Consider the following 17,561-nt stretch of genomic DNA (forward strand, 5'->3'; position numbering starts at 1 on the left):
TTCAATGGGAAATTTATATATAATCAAACCAATACGAGTAAAAACAATAAGGGGGAAACGAATTTGACTAATGAAATCAGCAATAAAAAGGACTTGTCACCAGAACAACTTGAAGAATTACTCAATGCATTGAAAACACGTTTTGAGAAAAACATACAACGCCATGAAGGTATTGAATGGGCAGAAGTCCAAGCAAAACTAGAAGCAAATCCTGAAAAGTTGTGGTCGCTTAATGAAATGGAAAGAACTGGCGGTGAACCGGATGTTGTTGGCCATGACAAAGAGACGGGCGAATACATTTTTTATGATTGTTCAGCGGAAAGTCCTAAAGGTCGCAGAAGTGTTTGTTACGATCGTGAAGCGCTGGAGTCAAGGAAACAACATAAACCAGAAAATAGTGCTGTTAATATGGCGGCGGAAATGGGTATTGAACTTTTATCGGAAGAACAATATCGAAACTTGCAGAAACTTGGAATTTTCGATAAGAAATCATCAAGTTGGGTGCAAACGCCCTCTGATATTAGAAAACTTGGCGGCGCTATTTTTTGTGATTGGCGCTATGGCCACGTCTTTGTCTATCACAATGGGGCTGATTCCTACTATGCTGCCAGAGGGTTCCGTGGAGCCCTAAGGGTCTAATAGTTCAGACAGCCAAGGAAAGACTTTCATTAAATCAACGGGGCTTTACTTCTGTAAGGAGTAAAGCTTTTTGTTGTTCCACTACCGGCAGGTAATTTAATCTATAAAGGCTATAATAGAAGGAGAGTATGCATGAGAAAAATTCAGCCCTTTTAGTTGGATATAGGAGGGGTTGTAATATTTATTATGTTGATTTTTCTAATTATGATAGTCGAGATGAGAGTACTTGTAAGAAGACAAAAATGGTAAATGATAAGGAAGAAAATTTATGAATACATCTGTATATAAAAGAAAATTAACACCAGACTTAGCTCGAGGTTTTATGTTGTTATTTATTGCATTGGCACATGCAAATCAATTTATATTTTCACCAGAACGAGAAATTACACTTACCGACAAGTTAACGGTATTTATTCGGCAAGTAGTAATTGACGGACGTGCTTTCCCGTTGTTTGCAATCCTTTTTGGATATGGGCTTCACCAGGTATGGAAGGGTCAAGAGAGAAAAGGGATTAGTTGGAAGGATACGAAAAAAATTTTTAGACGAAGAGGAAGTTGGATGTTAGTGATTGGCTTCTTCCATGCAGCTCTATTCTTGGCGGATATTATCGGGGTTTATGGATTTATCGCTCTCCTTTTTGCTAGTTTCTTTCTACGATTATCCAATCGAAATATGATCATAATCGCAGTGTTTTTTCTTATCTTGGTGGGAGTATTTGCTCCAGCCATGCCTAGAGGCTTTGATGCATTAACTATGGAAGTTACCAATTCGGCTACGATTGAAGACCCTATTGAGGCAAGTATGACTCGAATGTTTGATTGGTTGTTTTACACACCTATACTTAGTCATCAGGTTATTCCCGGGGTGCTAATGGGTATTTTGGTGGCACGTTTTCAGTTAATCGATAACCCTCAGAGCCATAAGAGCTTACTTATCAAGACTGCTAGTTTAGGACTTTTACTATCGACAGTGGGTGGAGTCCCGATGGCCCTGATGTCCTCTTTGTATTGGACTAGTTACAATGAGGTATGGGAAGTAACTGCAAAATCGCTTCATACCATCACTGGTTATGCAGGTGGAGTTGGATGGACGGCGCTGATTGGATTGCTCGTCATTAAGCTGGAAGGAAATAGTGGGAGCTTTACACAAGCGATTGCAGCTCTTGGACAACGTTCATTGAGTTTTTATCTCTTTCAGTCTATTGTGTTTGTCTTCCTTTTAGCTCCATATGCTGGTGGGCTTGGTGGACATATTGGTCAATTGGAGAGTGATTTGATTGCGGTGTTCGTTTGGGTTCTTTCCATATTCGTTGCTAATTTAATGCATCAAAGATCTATTAGAGGGCCATTTGAGGCCTTTTTAAGAAATAGATCAGCCATTAAAAACTAAAAATAAGACGGAAAGGTCTAGCTATTTTTATAATAATAGTTCTCTTCCTAACTTAATTATAGCAGATAAAATATGGTCAAAATAGACTGTTTATTCACATTTACAACTGCTAAAATGCAATAGAACCTTACTAAGATCTGTTGGAGGGATAAATTTTTCAAACTCAGTTGGAAACCCAAAAGAAGGTAGGAGAGATGTAGGATGAGTTCTATGGTTCTCAGTTTTCAGGAAATACAAAATACACAACTTTCGCTCGTTGGAGGTAAAGGGTTAAATTTAGGTAAATTATCAAAAATCCAAGGAATACAAGTACCAGAAGGATTTTGTGTAACAACAGAGGGATACAAGAAAGCTTTCGAACAAAACGAAACGTTTCACGCCTTGTTGGATCGACTAACACTGCTAAAAGTAGAGGATCGAGATCAAATCAGTGTTATCTGCAGGAAAGTTCGACAAATCCTTATGGAAGTAGAAATTCCTTCCGATGTTGTGAAAGCAGTTTCTAACTATCTCTCCCAGTTTGGCGATGAACATGCTTATGCAGTGCGTTCTAGTGCGACAGCTGAAGATTTACCACATGCCTCTTTTGCTGGTCAACAAGATTCCTATTTAAATATTATCGGAAAAGAAGCAATCTTGGAGCATATCAGTAAATGTTGGGCTTCCCTATTTACGGATCGCGCAGTAATCTACCGTATCAAAAATGGATTTGACCATAAACAAGTTTCTATATCCGTTATCGTTCAAAGGATGGTATTCCCACATGCATCAGGAATTATGTTTACCGCTGACCCCATTACTTTTAACCGGAAGGTGCTATCCATCGATGCCTGTTTTGGACTTGGAGAAGCATTGGTCTCTGGATTGGTCTCTCCTGATTGTTATAAAGTAAAGGAAGATAAACTCGTCGATATGAGGATAGCAACAAAAAAATTGGCTACCTATGGATTAAAAGAAGGCGGTACAGAGACAAAACAGATTGATCCTAATCAGCAAAAAACGCAAACACTTACTGAACTTCAAATTTTACAGCTATCACGCATTGGAAGACAGATCGAAGCTTATTTTGGCTGCCCGCAAGATATTGAATGGTGTTTGGTTAATGATACCTTTTATATCGTCCAGAGCCGTCCCATCACTACTTTATACCCCATTCCCGAAACAAATGATCAAGATAATCACGTCTATTTATCTGTTGGCCATCAACAAATGATGACCGATCCCATGAAACCATTGGGATTGTCTTTTTACCTGTTAACGACTCCTGCACCTATGCGTACAGCTGGTGGAAGGTTGTTTGTTGATGTTACAAATATGCTGGCTTCACCTAACAGCAGGAAAGCAATAATCGATACCGCGGGAAAATCCGATCCCCTCATAAAAGCCGCACTCATGACCGTTGTAGAGAGAGAGTATATAAAATCGTTACCAAATAATGAAAAAGTACCGAGTTCCATCAGAAACAATACAGATATGTTGGCAGAAATCGAAAACAATCCGACTATCGTTACTGATTTAATAAAGAGTAATCAAACATCGATAGAAAAGTTAAAACAAATCATCCTAACGAAATCAGGACTGGATTTATTTGATTTTATTCTAGAAGATCTCCAAGAATTAAGGAAGATTTTATTTAATCCACAAAGTTCGAGAGTGATTATGGCTGCTATGGAGGCCTCATTTTGGATCAATGAAAAAATGAATAAGTGGTTAGGAGAAATGAACGCAGCAGATCCGCTTACTCAATCGGTAGCAAACAATATTACTTCGGAAATGGGTTTAGCGCTATTGGATGTTGCGGATGTAATTCGTCCCTATCCAGAAGTAATAGATTATTTACAACAGGTAAAAGATGATAACTTTATAGATGAACTGGTTACATTGGAGGGTGGTCAGGAAGCGCAAGACGCAATAATCGCTTATCTAAATAAGTATGGAATGCGATGTGCTGGGGAAATTGATCTGACGAGAACCCGTTGGAGCGAAAAACCAACTACACTATTACCCATCATTCTCAGTAACATCAAAAACTTTGAGCCGAATGCGAGCAAACGGAAATTTGAGCAAGGGCGACAGGAAGCTTTGAACAAACAACAAGAGTTAGTAGAAGGTTTGAAGCAATTACCGGATGGTGAACAAAAAGCCATAGAAACCAAACGAATAATCGACCTATTACGGAATTTCAGCGGGTATCGTGAATATCCGAAATACGGCATGATCAATCGCTACTTCGTTTATAAGAAGGCGTTACTAAAAGAAGCAGACCAACTCGTAAAAGCAAACATAATTCATGAAAAAGAAGATATATTCTATCTTACTTTTGAAGAACTTCGCGAAGTCGTAAGCACAAATAAACTAGATTACCAAATCATCGACAAACGAAAAGAGCAGTACAAATTTTATAAAAAACTAACTCCCCCACGTGTGATCACGTCTGATGGTGAAATCATAGCAGGTGAGTACAACCGAGAAAATATGCCAGCAGATGCGATTGTAGGTCTACCGGTTTCCTCGGGAGTTATTGAGGGTCGGGCACGTGTTATTTTAAAAATGGAAGATGCAAATCTAGAAGATGGAGATATCTTAGTCACAACCTTTACTGACCCAAGCTGGACACCATTGTTTGTATCAATAAAAGGTCTTGTCACCGAAGTTGGTGGACTGATGACCCATGGGGCAGTTATTGCACGTGAATATGGATTACCAGCAGTTGTTGGGGTAGAAAATGCTACCAAACTGATAAAAGACGGACAACGAATTCGCGTTTATGGAACAGAAGGATATATCGAAATAGTGTAATAGGGTAATCAGAAATTTAAGAGCAATTAAAACCGCTTGGATGTGCGTTCAAGCGGTTTTTTTGCGAACCTATAAGATGGTCATTCTTATGTCTTTCGTTTTTGGGGTGAGATAGATCATTATCCTTCTTGAATCAATCCCGCGACTAGTTTTCAAATAGTAAACTATACCAAATAAGAAAAAATACTGAGACATCCAATTTGCTACTAGAGAATCGGTAAGGATTATCCCTGTGGCGGTCATATCTTGTTTTGGTAACGAGGTAGATTAATGGAGAAGGTATTTATTTTTAACAACCAGAATATATATTACACTCTAAAACTAAGTTTAAGGTGGTTTCAAAATGGATAAAAGAGTTGTATTTGACTTTGAAATTGAGTTTACGAATGGTGGTGGAATTCAAGGACAGGAATTCCGTCTTGATATTGATGGTGATGACATTTCTGACGAAGAGTTGGCAAGGTATATCGTCGAAGATATGAGGTTGCTAATGGTAGGAGATGTAAGGATTCTCAACAAGAAAATCATAAATGAAAAACATAAACGAAGAACTGATGGCGAGAAATAATTAATGTTTATTTTACCAAGTTTAAGCTACCGAATAGCTGGCTTTTTCTTTTTTTGGACTAACGTTTCAGGTTAGTTCAATTACCTAAGTCGTATTTTTGTTGAATTCACTATTTGATTAACTTTTTGAAGACATGCTCATAAATAGGTAACTACCGTATATTGTTGATATCTACCTATTAGGAGGATGTGTTTTGTACAACTATCTTAGTCCGTATTTGAATCACTTCATTAACCATTATAACTATGGTACTCAATATCTACATCCAATCACTAAAAGTCCAAACTGGTATAGAAATAATCGCTATGCCACTCGTGTTAAATCATTTTCCAAAGAGGAGGCATCAGCAATCGCTTTACTTTTAGGCATTGATTTTACTAAAAGCAAGTTTGATTTAGATGAGTTTTGGATGGGAGTAAATACAGAGCTTGAACATGGGAAAATATCCAGCCAAACCAATGTTACAGGTGATGATCCTATTATTACTGGGAAAATTGCACTGGCTCATCTTAATGAGTTTCCTGATTACTACAAAAGATTAAAGGTACTTGAGGATGAAGCAAAAGCCTTTTGGAGCAAATGATTTAATTGGATAGCCTATATTTGTAAGCGAGTTTGTGAATTATTGTAATTAATTAATTGGGGCTTTACTTCAAGTAGGAGTAGAGCTTTTCTTGTTCAACAAAGGTTTGATAGTGGAATAGTGGAAATTAAAAAATTCATAAAATATGGAACCTTCTAAAATGAAATTCGTAATAGTAATAAAGAGTGATGATTTATCTTGAAGAGTTTAATAACACCTGGATACTCTTTTTAATTTCTGTATTTACAATGATTTGTTTTTTGATTAAAAGCTACTAATATGTATTCTAATAGGTGGGGGAGATTAGATGGTATGGTTACTCCTGATTGGGGTTATGTCTTGGTTTATTTTATTTTCACGCAAAAAACTCTTAAATTTGGTATTTCTCCAAAAGCAGTCGAGATCAAACCAATAAAAGGGTTGAAAAAACTAAGTGATCATCTGGAACAGTCCATGAGTGAAAGTTATATAAAATACGTAGAAGAGAGGGTAAAGAAAGAAACAAAGTTAAAAGAAAATGAGTACAAGTGGCGTCTACTAGATTTAAAACGCTACTTTATTATGACTTCTCTATTAAAAGAGTCTCCAATGTTTAGTGAAAAAGTTGATGAACACTGGCATCAGATGCTCCTGTTTACCCGTGAGTATGATGATTTTTCAAAAAAAATATTTAGGGAGTGTTCTTCACCACAGTCCAAATATAAAAGAGTCGCCTGATCCGGATTTGCGAGGATTTTTTGATTGGTTGTATTCGGAACTTTTTTACATAAGAAAAGAGAATATCTATCTTTATAAGGGGTTCTTCAGATTCCCTGTACATCCAATGATCATTGATGAATTCAAGAATTTACCAGAAAATGAACTTATAGATCTCTTTTTTAAAAGAGATCTAAAATATATGACTACTGTACTCACACTTATCTCCTCCATGAAAAAAACAGCCAATAGTGTAATGGATTATGAAAAAGGTGTCATACAAGAAAAGATGAAAAAAAGTAAAATACAGAAAGATTACAACTTAATGCTCGTTCCTTTCTTATCTGTTTCTTATTTTCATTATAATGAATTTGCGAGTTACATGAATAGTAGCAGCGCCGGTTCATCAAGTTGTACAAGTTGCGGTGGGGGCGGAGATTAATCAAAAACATGCGAACGGTTCTTCTGCTTCCTTCCTAATCCATTACTACTTTAAAAAGGGAGAGACCAGATTTCGACTTTGAATATTCCTTATTTACGATCTGAATCGAGATATGTACTGTGCTTAGTTATTTAAATAGACTTCTCTCAGACAAACATCTTTTATTAATCTCCTTGTACTCCCAAGGAAATTTACAGTTTTTTCTATGAGGTGATATTATGCACGTAAAAGGGTTGAATCATTTTCTATTTTCAGTTTCTAATCTAGAAGATTCCATTGAGTTTTATAAAAACGTGTTTGATGCAAGGCTGTTAGTGAAGGGAAGACAAACAGCCTATTTTGATTTAAATGGTATGTGGCTTGCTCTTAATGAAGAAAAAGATATTCCTCGCAATGGGTTTATCCAATCGTACACACATATAGCTTTTTCAATAGACGAAGAAGAATTTGATAATGTGTACCATAAACTAAAGGATTTGAATGTAAACATTTTGAATGGACGCCAAAGGGACGAAAAAGATAAAAAGTCTATCTACTTTACAGACCTAGATGGGCATAAATTTGAATTTCATACAGGTACTTTACAAGATCGACTGGATTATTACATAAAGGAAAAGAAACATATGGAGTTTTACGATTAATTGTTTTCAGCGGTCATTGTTAAATGTTCATTTTAAGGCTAAGGATGGGATGAATTAATCTTGAAATAAAAGGACTAATTAAAAATGGAAACGAATAACTTTAAAGTGGTTCCTGAAAAACTGGTAGGGAAGACAGTGGAAGAAGTTGCGATTGCTAATAATGCTGTAGTGATAAAATTTACTGACGGTACATTTTTTGACATCTACTCTTCACAAACATTAAAAACATCAACAAACAATCTGGAAGGTTAAAAGTTTAAAACAATAAGCAAAATTTAACATAAAATAGATGATAAATACTTCGTTAATGATTTTATAGTTTTAGTTATATTTTTATAAAATCAATTAATGCTTCTAAGTTCAAGCTTAGAATTCTTAATTTAATGAACAAGGACATTAATATAGCCTTTTTTTCATACTATATTTTGGAGGTGGAAAAAATGCCAAGAGTATCTTACCGAAGTTCAGACATTGACTTAATGGCCAGGATGATGAGAGCAGAGGCTGAAGGCGAAGGAAAACAAGGAATGCTATATGTTGGGAATGTAATTGTCAACCGAGTTGTCGCAGAATGTCCAGACTTTAGAGCATTGACAAATATTGAGCAAGTCATTTTTCAAGTACAGGGAGGAAATTTCTCATTTGAAGCGGTTCAAAAAGGCAATGTATTTTATCAAAGAGCAAGAGAATCTGAAAGAAGATTAGCAAGACAGAATGTGCAAAATTGGAGAGAACACCCAGCGAAATATTCTCTATGGTACTTTAATCCAACTGGTCCGTGTCCTCCAACATGGTACGACCAACCTTTTACTGGTCAATTTAAAGAACATTGTTTTTATGAACCAAAACCAGGAACATGTGATAGTGTTTATAGAGGATGACAAGTTTGCTTTTTGGGGCACGATTCGAATAATTGAAGAATTTAATTAAAGTACGGGGGATTTTCTTAAATTACTTGCAGCAAACATGAAGGATATTGGTAAGCTAAAAAAGTAAATACAAAATGTCTGTGTTTTATGGTATAATATTTAGTATACAAATAAATAGCGAAAATTTTTGGAGGAGCCTGTCACCAAGGGATAACTATGCCCTTGGTAACAGGCTCCTTTTGTATGTCATTTTAAGTTTGAATCATTAATGAGAGGTGGAATCAAAATGTTTATACTTCAATTAGCACTTATTATCATTGCAGCAAAAATTGCAGGAAGTTTGAGTGTGAAATTTGGTCAACCTTCCGTACTGGGAGAAATTATTGTCGGGGTTTTATTAGGACCATCTGTTTTTGGACTTATCAGTGCCACAGATACTTTATCAACATTTAGTACGATTGGTGTTATATTGTTAATGTTCATTGCAGGATTAGAGACTGATCTTGATGAATTTAAACGATCTGGAAAATCATCCATCATTGTAGCTTTTGGCGGAATTATCGTTCCATTATTATTAGGATATTTTGCAGGGGTAATAATGGATTTATCTAATCTACAATCTTGGTTTTTAGGTGTTATGCTATCAGCTACAAGTGTAAGTATCTCTGTGCAGGCACTTAAAGAAATGAACCAGCTAAAAACTCCTGAAGGAACGACTATATTAGGTGCTGCCGTCATTGATGATGTTGTTGTCATGGTCATTTTAGCCTTCCTTATGAGTTTTGCTGGTGGCGGGGAAGTATCTCTATCAACATTGGTAATAAAGAAAGTATTGTTCTTTATTGTAGCGATAGTAATTGCTTGGAAAGTTGTTCCGTGGGTAATGAATAAATTCACAAAATTGCCTGTTAGTGAAAGTGTTATTTCGACCGCTTTAATTATTTGTTTTGTATTTTCTTTTGCAGCTGAATATACTGGTGTTGCCAATATTATTGGAGCATATATTGCTGGTATTGCCATTGGCTTAACGAAATTTAAGCACGAAGTTTTTGAGAAAGTTGAAACAATTAGTTACTCTATTTTTGTTCCCGTATTCTTTGCCTACATCGGTATATCGGCGGAATTTACTGGCATTCTAGAAAATTTAGGTCTTATTATTTCCCTTAGTATCTTAGCTGTCTTAACAAAATTTGTAGGTGCAGGTCTCGGTGCAAAACTTTCTGGATTTGGGTGGAATCGTTCAATGGGAATTGGTTCGGCAATGGTATCACGTGGTGAAGTTGCATTAATTGTTGCGGCAATGGGCTTATCAGCGAATCTAATTACTCAAGATTTATTTGCTACTGTCATTGTTGTTGTTATCGTAACAACGGTTGTTACTCCTCCAATGATGAAATGGTTTTTCCAATCGAAGAAGCAAACTAAATCTGTTCTCAACTATTAAGGTATCCGTAAAAAAGTCAGCTCTATTTAGAGGCTGACTTTTTCTAACTTAAAATTTCAATATAGATTCTTCAGTTAGAGGCGGCGAATAAGTCATCTCTGTTTTCTTTATAAATAACAAGAAGCTAAGTTGATGTGTGGAGCTTAACCTTAAATATTAAGTGAATTGATTTATTTAATACTAAAGTTAACTTATTGAATTAAATTATTAATTTTTATAAATAATTTTAATTTTTTGTTTGAAAATATAAAAATATGATGTATGATATGATTAACTAAAAGAAAGGAGAACAGTATGGCTTATCCTTTACTTACTAATTGTCCTGTTTGCAGCAAAGCGCTTAAAATTACTAAACTACAGTGTACCCATTGTCAGACAACGGTAGAAAATGAATTTGAAGTTTCAAGACTGGCTGCTCTCGGTCAGGAACAGCTTCATTTTATTGAGATTTTTCTAAAATGCCGTGGAAATATCAAAGAGGTCGAGAAGGAACTCGGGATTTCCTATCCGACTGTCAGAGGAAAATTAGATGAAATTATCTCTACTCTGGGATATTCTTCTCAAAAGAGACCGGAAGTGGATAAGAAAAAAATTGTATCGTTATTGGAAAAAGGCGAAATTACGGCTGAGAAAGCCATTCAGTTATTAAAAGAGGGGGAAGAATAATGAAGGATGAAATTTCGAGAGTTTTAACGCTGGTAGAGGAAGGAAAGATTGATAAGGAAAAAGCAAGTGAATTAATTTCTATTTTACAAGGTAAAGATCAGCCAGAGGCCGTGACAATAAGAAAAGAAGTCCCTTTTGGAAATAAAATGTTAAAGATTCGTGTGACCTCCGAAGAAGGTGATAATGTCAATGTTAATTTACCGATTAATCTGGTAAAGGCTGTTTTAAAAGTAGGTACAAATATCGCAGAAAAAATACCTGAGGCAGAAAAATATGTAAAAGATATTAACGTTGACCTGCTCATCGAAGCAATTGAAAACGAATTGGATGGTGAGATTGTTAACATCACCTCGGCCAATGGTGATAAAGTTTTTGTGGTGATTGAGTAGATTATGTTAAAAGTCAGGGTAAAAGCAAAGGATATACGATTCTCCATTCCCGTTCCTTATTCAGCTTTAAATTTGGTTAGTTTGATTATTACATCCAAAAGGATTAATCGCTTAATAAATAAAGCAATTGAAAAGGATGGAAGCAGCAAATTCCTCTTCCCGGAAATTGAAAGAAAAGATTTGAAAATCTTGCTGCAGGGATTATCTAAGCACAGTGGATTGATCCTTGTTGAAACGAAATTGAAGGATGGAACTGAGGTAGTAGTAAAGCTTTAAAAAAATAGAAACAGCTTTGTCTTTCTGGTTTTCTGTTCAGTACCAATGCTGATTATTGCACCCATTTTCCACTAAGGGACGCTTTTCTTTAATAAGAAGGCGTCTGTTTTTCTATGGTATCTAGTGTTTATTCCTTATCCAACTAACAACCACGTAAAGAATAAGCAATATTCCCCCCAACTCGATAGCATGGTCGGCAAAGTTAAGAATTCCACCAGAGCGAACGATAAAATCTGTAACCTGCCCAAACAATAGTCTATCAATTCCATTCCCAATTCCACCACCCACGAGGAATCCAAAACTACTATCGATGAGACAACCCTTCATATCTCCGGTTCTGCGAATATATAAAACTCCTATCACAAACAACACAGCCATTATTCCGAAGAGCCGTGCATTGCCAGGAAATAAACCTCCTGCCATCCCGCTATTTTCAATGTGTGTGAGTTCGATTCCCCACAATGAAAATTCCTCATTGATGTCAATGTAGGCACGAATGAGGTATTTAGAAAGTTGGTCCATCACGATAACGACGATTGCAATTAAGTAAAACAGCATAAATGGTCCTTCTTTCATCTGGAATATGATCCTAATGTTAGTATAATTGAAAGCATTTTACTATTATTTAGGTTTGAAAGTATCGACGTTACTACTAGAAGTGGAGACGTTTTTTTGCTATGTTAAATAAAGCCAGCTCAAATTAGTAGGTATTGGCTGCAAGAGTGGATATAAATCAAATTAGGATTTCTATGGCAAAACTATGGAACATTGCAATTGTTTATACTGTTTTTTGGAGGTGTGTAATGATTCATATAGAAACACCAAGATTGCAATTACGTGACTGGGAAGAAACAGACTTAAAGCCATTTAGTCGACTAAATGCAGATGAAAAGGTAATGAGGTATTTTCCTAAAAGCTTATCAACTGAAGAAACTAATGTGTTTTATCAATCAATTATAGATGAAATTAAAGAATGCGGATTTGGGTTGTACGCTGTAGAAGTAAAAGAAACGAAAGAGTTCATCGGGTTTATCGGATTTCATAAGGCAACCTTTCAAGCGGATTTTACCCCTTGTGTAGAAATTGGATGGCGATTGAAAAAAGAGGCCTGGGGAAAAGGATATGCCACAGAGGGAGCGGCAGCTTGTTTACACTATGGATTTAAGGAATTGGGCTTTAGTGATATTTATAGTTTTACAGCAGATGTTAATACACCTTCGAAAAACCTAATGGTGAAGATCGGTATGAGTTTTATAAAATATTTTCATCACCCGAAAGTGGAGAGCAATAGCCCTTTAAATAAACATGTTTTATATCATATAAAGAAAAAGTAAATCTAACTCAGCAGAATCTAATGTGCTTTGCCATAATAGAGACCTGTTCAAAATCGTTAAAACTTTGAAAGGTCTCCTTATTAAATGGAAATTTATAAATGCAATAATTCCTAAAATCTATATTTTAATAATGTTTTGAAAAAAATGCTGCACAGAAGGGCATCTCTTTCAGTGTTTAATTCACACTACGCACATGCAGATTGACAGCAAGGGTAAACAGTAGTTTGGTTATGAAGATTAATTTCTTCTGAATCATGAACAAAATGCTTCCATGAATCTTTAGATGACTTTCAATTTCTTCCTGACGTAATTTCATCATTTGAAATACTGAATACTCATTAAACATGAATAATTCCTCCTATTAATCAAATAATATTGATATATTAATCAAAAAAAATTGATGTATTGATTAAAAAAATTTAACAGGTTGGTTTGAATACGCAGCAAAGTTCATGCGACAACAGATGATTGAGTTCATCTTGATTCAATTGGTAATAACTCCATGTCCCTCTTGTTTCTTTGGTGATAATGTTGGCATCTAATAAAATCTTTAAATGGTAAGACAGCTTAGATTGAGCCATATCGACCATTGGTGCAAGATCGCATACACACATCTCACCTTTTTGAGTCAAAATATTCATAATCTGTAATCTCTTTTTATCAGCTATGGCTTTAAATTTTAACTCATACTTTTCAAAGAATGAATCCATTGATATATCTTGTAATTGTATTTCTTCCTTCACGATTTTCACCTACTTTTTAAATCAAATAAACTTGATGTGTTAATCATATATCCAATGATTTCATGTGTCAATCCTTTTAATCAAAAAAAGTTGATTTAGGTAAAGGCCCATATATATAGATAAATTAAGTAAAATTCCGATTAATTTATTTATCAATTTTTTTTGATTTAATGGTTGAAATTAGAAATTGTTGCTAATATACTTAAATTATAAATCAAAAAAAGTTGATTTAGTACTTTTAAATCAAAAATATTTGATTATGTAAAACATTAAAGAAAATATTGGAGGGTTTTATTATGAAAATGCATGTTGGGATCAATGTTACAGATTTAAATAAGTCGATTGAATTTTATTCAAAGGTTTTCAATGCTGAGCCAGTAAAAATTAAGATAGACTATGCAAAATTTCTACTCAATAATCCAGGCTTAAACTTCACCTTAAATCTAAAGGACGAAGTGTCAGGAAACCAGGTGGGACATTTTGGTTTTCAAGTTGAAAGTCTAAAAGAAGTCCACGAACATAAAGAACGTTTAGAAAAATTAGGTTTCTTTGCGAGGGAAGAGATGGATGTTACCTGTTGCTATGCAACTCAAGATAAATTCTGGGTAACGGATCCAAACGGAAACGAGTGGGAATTCTTTTACACAAAAGGGGATGTTGAGAGTATAACAACAGATACAGCATGCTGCACTAAACAGCCAGAAAAGAATGAAGTTAAAACCTCTTCAGCATGTTGTGCTAACGGGTGAGATTTGTTAATATTTTTGTGTAATGTATAGCAATAATGTATAGCAATAAGTAAGCACTCTGGGGATTTTTGAAATAAGAAGCCTTCTAAAACAGATAAAGGTTTCTTGAGTTGACCCAGTTATCATAATCAAAAAGAAGAAGCTGAAATAAACTTTTTCAGCTTCTATTTTATTTCTTACATGATTTTTATACTAATTGGATAAAGATAAGGTGTTTCAGGTTCATTAATTTTCTTCCAGCCTGTAATTTTGATAAGTGGAAGTTCAGTCCCATTGTATGAAGTGACATCCAAAACACCTTCTGCTTCAATCCATGTATCATTATCAAGGGAAGGAGCCTCTGGAAATTCGGAAAGAAATCCGATTATACTGGCATCAGCAATACAATGGGTGATTAAAAACCTGGAAATGATAAGCTGGTTCTGGGCTATTTCTTTTTCTTTATATACAAATCCTTTTAATTTGATCTTTTTTCCTTTATATTTACCAACATCCATACCTATCTCATCGTAAAAAGCCGCATACACGGAATCGTTCATCTCAATCTTGTTTTTTAGTTCTAACTGTTTAACAAGATCATTATATTCTTCCTCCGAAATTACCTTTTCATTTTCCAAATTAATAGGATCTTCAGGACCATCATCCAGTGAAATTTCTTCCTGACTGTTTATATTTTTTTCGTCCTTTTGTGGAGCCGTTTCGTGGCCTAACGTGTTTTTTTGTTTTAGAGATATTTGTTTTTGGTTAGATAAAATCAGCATAGCACCTTTTTTATCGGCTATCGAGGCATCGAGCACCTTGGGAGGTAGGAGAAATCCAGTGACCAAAGGGAAAATGATGACTAAATATGCGATTACTTTTGTTGTATTTAATGGAGCATGCCCATGATCGTGGTGACAAGAATGGTCTTCGTGATGACAATCATGGAGACTTTTTTTCTGGGTGGACCATACTCTAGTAACTTGGATAAAAAATAAAATCAAAAAAATGATGGAAGCGATTTGGCTTAATCCTTCATATTTTGGATTAATAAACTTGGAAATATCCCCGCTCTGATGCAGCTTGAGGAGCATCGTTGAAAAACCTAGTAAAATAAATGCTCTAAACGCCTGCTGAAAATGCAATTGCATGCCTCTTCCTCCCTTAAATAAAGTTCTGTACCAGCATTAATGTAAAAAAGACCATTGTAATGATTAACGCCAAAACAACCAAAACAAACTTCATTCGAAATACGCTGAGCATCATAACTGTATTTTTTAAGTCCATCATTGGTCCGAAAATTAAAAAGCCAAGGATGGAGGTGGAAGGAAAGATGCTGCTAAAGGAAGCACCGATAAAAGCGTCTGCCTCAGAACAAAGGGATAAAATGTAAGCCATCCCCATCATGACTAGCAACGAGGATGCGGGACCATTTCCAGTTTCTAATAAAGCTTTAGCCGGCATATAGGTTTGTACGGAAGCGGCAATAAAAGCTCCTATTACAAGATATTTTCCCATATCAAAAAATTCATCAATCGAATGTGTCAGCATGGACCAAAATCGATTCGTAAAGGATTGTTGTTTTGTTTGTGAAAGGGAGGAGTGTAACTTTATAGTTGCTTTTAGTTGGTTTCCTTTAAAAAGCCTACTTACTGCAAAAGCCACTAAAAGGGCAATAAGAAAACCTAAACCCATTCGCAATCCAGCCATTTTCACGCTGTTTCCAAATGCCATGTATGTAGAGGCAATGACAACAGGGTTGATAAGGGGACCTGTTAACATAAAGCCAATTGCTGCATGAATGGGGACTCCTTTTGCTATAAGCCTGCGTACGATGGGAACGATTCCACATTCACAGGCAGGAAAAAGTGCACCAACAATACAACTCACAATGACAGCCATTCCTTTGTTTTTAGGAATCCATTTTTGGATATGATCCTCGGTAACAAAGATTTGTATAAAACCTGCAATGAGAACCCCTATTAAAACAAATGGAAGTGCTTCTATTAAAATACTGAGAAATATGGTGTTTAGATTTAATAGAGACGATGGAAGAGCCAATGGAAGTTTATATTCGCTACTGAAAGAAAGAAGTAGAAGAGCAAGTCCAATCATGAAAAAACCTGTTATATCGATAATATTACTTCTAAGAATGCGAATCATGTTTACCTCCTGATTTTATTCGAGTCATTTGTTTCTCCATAAATATATTTCACAGTTGATAGAGTATGAGTAAATTAAATAATAGGTTTTATAGAAAATCCCTGCCGCAAGAAATCAGGCAGGGATGTAAGAGGACAAAGGTGTAGTAGATTTGTTTGTGAGTTAATCGTTCAATGCAGTCTTGATGGTTGCTAAGTTCTTCCTCATAATGCTGAAGTAATCTTCTTTTTGCTTGATATCCTCCTCTGTTACAGCCTCCAGATTATGAAGAATAAGAGATTCTGCCCCTATTTCCTTTTGGATGACTTCCGCTACCTTTGGAGAAACATTCTGCTCAAAAATGACATACCGAATGTTGTGTTCTGTTGACTCAGTAATGATTTCTTGCAATCCTTTTTGGGAAGGCTCCTGTGTTGGTGATAAGCCTGAAATAGGAATTTCTATTATGCCATACCGTTTTTCCCAATAGCCGTAGGCTGAGTGAGCAACTAATATATGTTTCGTATTCGAGCCCTCGACTGTTTGCTTAAATTCTTGATCCAAATTTTCAAGATCACTTTTTAATTGATTGAAATTTGCTTCAAACTCTGATGCATGTTCAGGCATTAACTCACTCAAAGAATTTTTAATGTTGTTTGCCAGGTTAATAGAAAGTAGAGGATCTAACCAAACATGAGGGTCCACGTCTCCATGTTCATGTTCTTCTTCCGTATGAGAATGCTCACTGGTTTCACTTTCGTCTCCATGTTCCTCTGTTTGTGTACTTTCCTCTTCATGGTGTTCCTCTTCAGAATGAGTGGATTCAATGAGTTCAATTCCCTCAGCAGCTAGAAGAATTTCAACATTTTCCTTTTTTAAGGCTTCAGCAGCTTCTTCTGCAAACCCTTCAATTCCAACTCCTGTATAGATAAATAAATCCGAATTGGCAAGTGCAACCATGTCTTTCGTAGAAGGCTCAAAGGAATGGGCATCAACATTTGGAGGATAAATACTTTTTACTTCGACGTAACTTCCTCCAATTTTTTTCGTGAAATCTTCAAGTGGATAAATGGTCGTATAGACTGTCAGAGAGTTTTTTTCTTTGTTTCTTTCAGTTTTTACAACTTCTTTGGATCCACAACCTGTTAACATAAGACTTAAAGATAGAACAGAGGTAGATATAAGTGTAGATAATTTCATAGAATAACTCCT

General features: G+C 35.5%; 22 protein-coding genes. 16 read left to right on the top strand and 6 right to left on the bottom strand.

Features of this window, described 5'->3' with window-relative positions:
- The first annotated feature begins 63 nt into the window (after positions 1 to 63).
- The 14 genes from QUG14_RS00625 (at position 64) to QUG14_RS00690 (ending at position 11,402) form a co-directional block, all read left to right on the top strand.
- On the top strand, positions 64 to 639 hold the full coding sequence (locus tag QUG14_RS00625; RefSeq protein WP_289338489.1) for a DUF4256 domain-containing protein: 576 nt from the start codon (positions 64 to 66) through the stop codon (positions 637 to 639).
- A 268-nt stretch (positions 640 to 907) separates the two neighbouring features.
- Positions 908 to 2,029 (top strand): DUF418 domain-containing protein, encoded by a 1,122-nt coding sequence (locus QUG14_RS00630; protein WP_289338490.1) that lies wholly within the window; start codon positions 908 to 910, stop codon positions 2,027 to 2,029.
- A gap of 201 nt (positions 2,030 to 2,230) precedes the next feature.
- Complete coding sequence (gene ppsA / locus QUG14_RS00635) at positions 2,231 to 4,828, top strand: phosphoenolpyruvate synthase (protein ID WP_289338491.1); 2,598 nt, start codon at positions 2,231 to 2,233, stop codon at positions 4,826 to 4,828.
- A 343-nt stretch (positions 4,829 to 5,171) separates the two neighbouring features.
- On the top strand, positions 5,172 to 5,396 hold the full coding sequence (locus QUG14_RS00640) for a cyclase (RefSeq protein WP_289338492.1): 225 nt from the start codon (positions 5,172 to 5,174) through the stop codon (positions 5,394 to 5,396).
- A 193-nt stretch (positions 5,397 to 5,589) separates the two neighbouring features.
- Entirely contained in the window at positions 5,590 to 5,979 is a 390-nt protein-coding gene (locus tag QUG14_RS00645; protein ID WP_289338493.1) for a DUF5661 family protein, read from the top strand.
- A 312-nt stretch (positions 5,980 to 6,291) separates the two neighbouring features.
- The gene (locus QUG14_RS00650) at positions 6,292 to 6,696 is read left to right on the top strand and encodes a glycine-rich domain-containing protein (RefSeq protein ID WP_289338494.1); all 405 of its coding nucleotides are present in this window, start codon (positions 6,292 to 6,294) and stop codon (positions 6,694 to 6,696) included.
- 181 nt (positions 6,697 to 6,877) lie between these two features.
- The gene (locus QUG14_RS00655; RefSeq protein WP_289338495.1) at positions 6,878 to 7,117 is read left to right on the top strand and encodes a hypothetical protein; all 240 of its coding nucleotides are present in this window, start codon (positions 6,878 to 6,880) and stop codon (positions 7,115 to 7,117) included.
- A gap of 218 nt (positions 7,118 to 7,335) precedes the next feature.
- Complete coding sequence (fosM, locus tag QUG14_RS00660; protein WP_289338496.1) at positions 7,336 to 7,758, top strand: FosM family fosfomycin resistance protein; 423 nt, start codon at positions 7,336 to 7,338, stop codon at positions 7,756 to 7,758.
- A gap of 84 nt (positions 7,759 to 7,842) precedes the next feature.
- A complete protein-coding gene (locus tag QUG14_RS00665; RefSeq protein ID WP_289338497.1) occupies positions 7,843 to 8,010 on the top strand; it encodes a hypothetical protein in 168 nt (55 codons plus the stop codon).
- Positions 8,011 to 8,198: 188 nt separating this feature from the next.
- Entirely contained in the window at positions 8,199 to 8,639 is a 441-nt protein-coding gene (locus QUG14_RS00670; protein WP_289338498.1) for a cell wall hydrolase, read from the top strand.
- A gap of 274 nt (positions 8,640 to 8,913) precedes the next feature.
- Positions 8,914 to 10,071, top strand: a complete 1,158-nt coding sequence (locus QUG14_RS00675) for a cation:proton antiporter (RefSeq protein ID WP_289338499.1) — start codon at positions 8,914 to 8,916, stop codon at positions 10,069 to 10,071.
- A 294-nt stretch (positions 10,072 to 10,365) separates the two neighbouring features.
- Complete coding sequence (locus QUG14_RS00680; protein ID WP_289338500.1) at positions 10,366 to 10,737, top strand: DUF2089 domain-containing protein; 372 nt, start codon at positions 10,366 to 10,368, stop codon at positions 10,735 to 10,737.
- A complete protein-coding gene (locus QUG14_RS00685) occupies positions 10,737 to 11,126 on the top strand; it encodes an SHOCT-like domain-containing protein (protein ID WP_289338501.1) in 390 nt (129 codons plus the stop codon). Before QUG14_RS00680 ends, QUG14_RS00685 begins: the two co-directional genes overlap by 1 nt.
- A gap of 3 nt (positions 11,127 to 11,129) precedes the next feature.
- Positions 11,130 to 11,402: a hypothetical protein gene (locus QUG14_RS00690; protein ID WP_289338502.1), complete on the top strand. Its 273-nt coding sequence runs from the start codon at positions 11,130 to 11,132 to the stop codon at positions 11,400 to 11,402.
- A 120-nt stretch (positions 11,403 to 11,522) separates the two neighbouring features.
- Here QUG14_RS00690 and lspA read toward each other — a convergent pair whose 3' ends face one another.
- Positions 11,523 to 11,960, bottom strand: a complete 438-nt coding sequence (gene lspA, locus QUG14_RS00695; protein ID WP_289338503.1) for a signal peptidase II — start codon at positions 11,958 to 11,960, stop codon at positions 11,523 to 11,525.
- Between the two features lie 245 nt (positions 11,961 to 12,205).
- Between lspA and QUG14_RS00700 the strand changes: the two genes are divergently transcribed.
- Positions 12,206 to 12,736 carry a GNAT family N-acetyltransferase gene (locus tag QUG14_RS00700; protein ID WP_289338504.1) on the top strand — a complete coding sequence of 177 codons (531 nt, stop codon included), beginning with the start codon at positions 12,206 to 12,208 and terminating at the stop codon, positions 12,734 to 12,736.
- 175 nt (positions 12,737 to 12,911) lie between these two features.
- Here the strand turns inward: QUG14_RS00700 and QUG14_RS00705 are convergent, their stop codons facing one another.
- Both QUG14_RS00705 and QUG14_RS00710 read right to left on the bottom strand, forming a co-directional pair.
- Positions 12,912 to 13,082 (bottom strand): hypothetical protein, encoded by a 171-nt coding sequence (locus QUG14_RS00705; protein ID WP_289338505.1) that lies wholly within the window; start codon positions 13,080 to 13,082, stop codon positions 12,912 to 12,914.
- A gap of 73 nt (positions 13,083 to 13,155) precedes the next feature.
- Positions 13,156 to 13,446, bottom strand: a complete 291-nt coding sequence (locus QUG14_RS00710; protein WP_289344034.1) for an ArsR/SmtB family transcription factor — start codon at positions 13,444 to 13,446, stop codon at positions 13,156 to 13,158.
- 326 nt (positions 13,447 to 13,772) lie between these two features.
- Between QUG14_RS00710 and QUG14_RS00715 the strand changes: the two genes are divergently transcribed.
- Positions 13,773 to 14,228, top strand: coding sequence for an ArsI/CadI family heavy metal resistance metalloenzyme (locus QUG14_RS00715; RefSeq protein WP_289344035.1), 456 nt, complete (start codon positions 13,773 to 13,775; stop codon positions 14,226 to 14,228).
- Between the two features lie 176 nt (positions 14,229 to 14,404).
- Here the strand turns inward: QUG14_RS00715 and QUG14_RS00720 are convergent, their stop codons facing one another.
- The 3 genes from QUG14_RS00720 to QUG14_RS00730 form a co-directional block, all read right to left on the bottom strand.
- Complete coding sequence (locus QUG14_RS00720) at positions 14,405 to 15,358, bottom strand: TIGR03943 family putative permease subunit (protein WP_289338506.1); 954 nt, start codon at positions 15,356 to 15,358, stop codon at positions 14,405 to 14,407.
- 13 nt (positions 15,359 to 15,371) lie between these two features.
- The gene (locus QUG14_RS00725; protein ID WP_289338507.1) at positions 15,372 to 16,370 is read right to left on the bottom strand and encodes a permease; all 999 of its coding nucleotides are present in this window, start codon (positions 16,368 to 16,370) and stop codon (positions 15,372 to 15,374) included.
- A gap of 162 nt (positions 16,371 to 16,532) precedes the next feature.
- Positions 16,533 to 17,549, bottom strand: a complete 1,017-nt coding sequence (locus tag QUG14_RS00730) for a metal ABC transporter solute-binding protein, Zn/Mn family (protein WP_289338508.1) — start codon at positions 17,547 to 17,549, stop codon at positions 16,533 to 16,535.
- Between the last annotated feature and the right edge of the window lie 12 nt (positions 17,550 to 17,561).

Origin of the sequence: Neobacillus sp. CF12 (genome assembly GCF_030348765.1) — a bacterium.
In the GTDB taxonomy this organism is placed as follows: domain Bacteria; phylum Bacillota; class Bacilli; order Bacillales; family Cytobacillaceae; genus Neobacillus.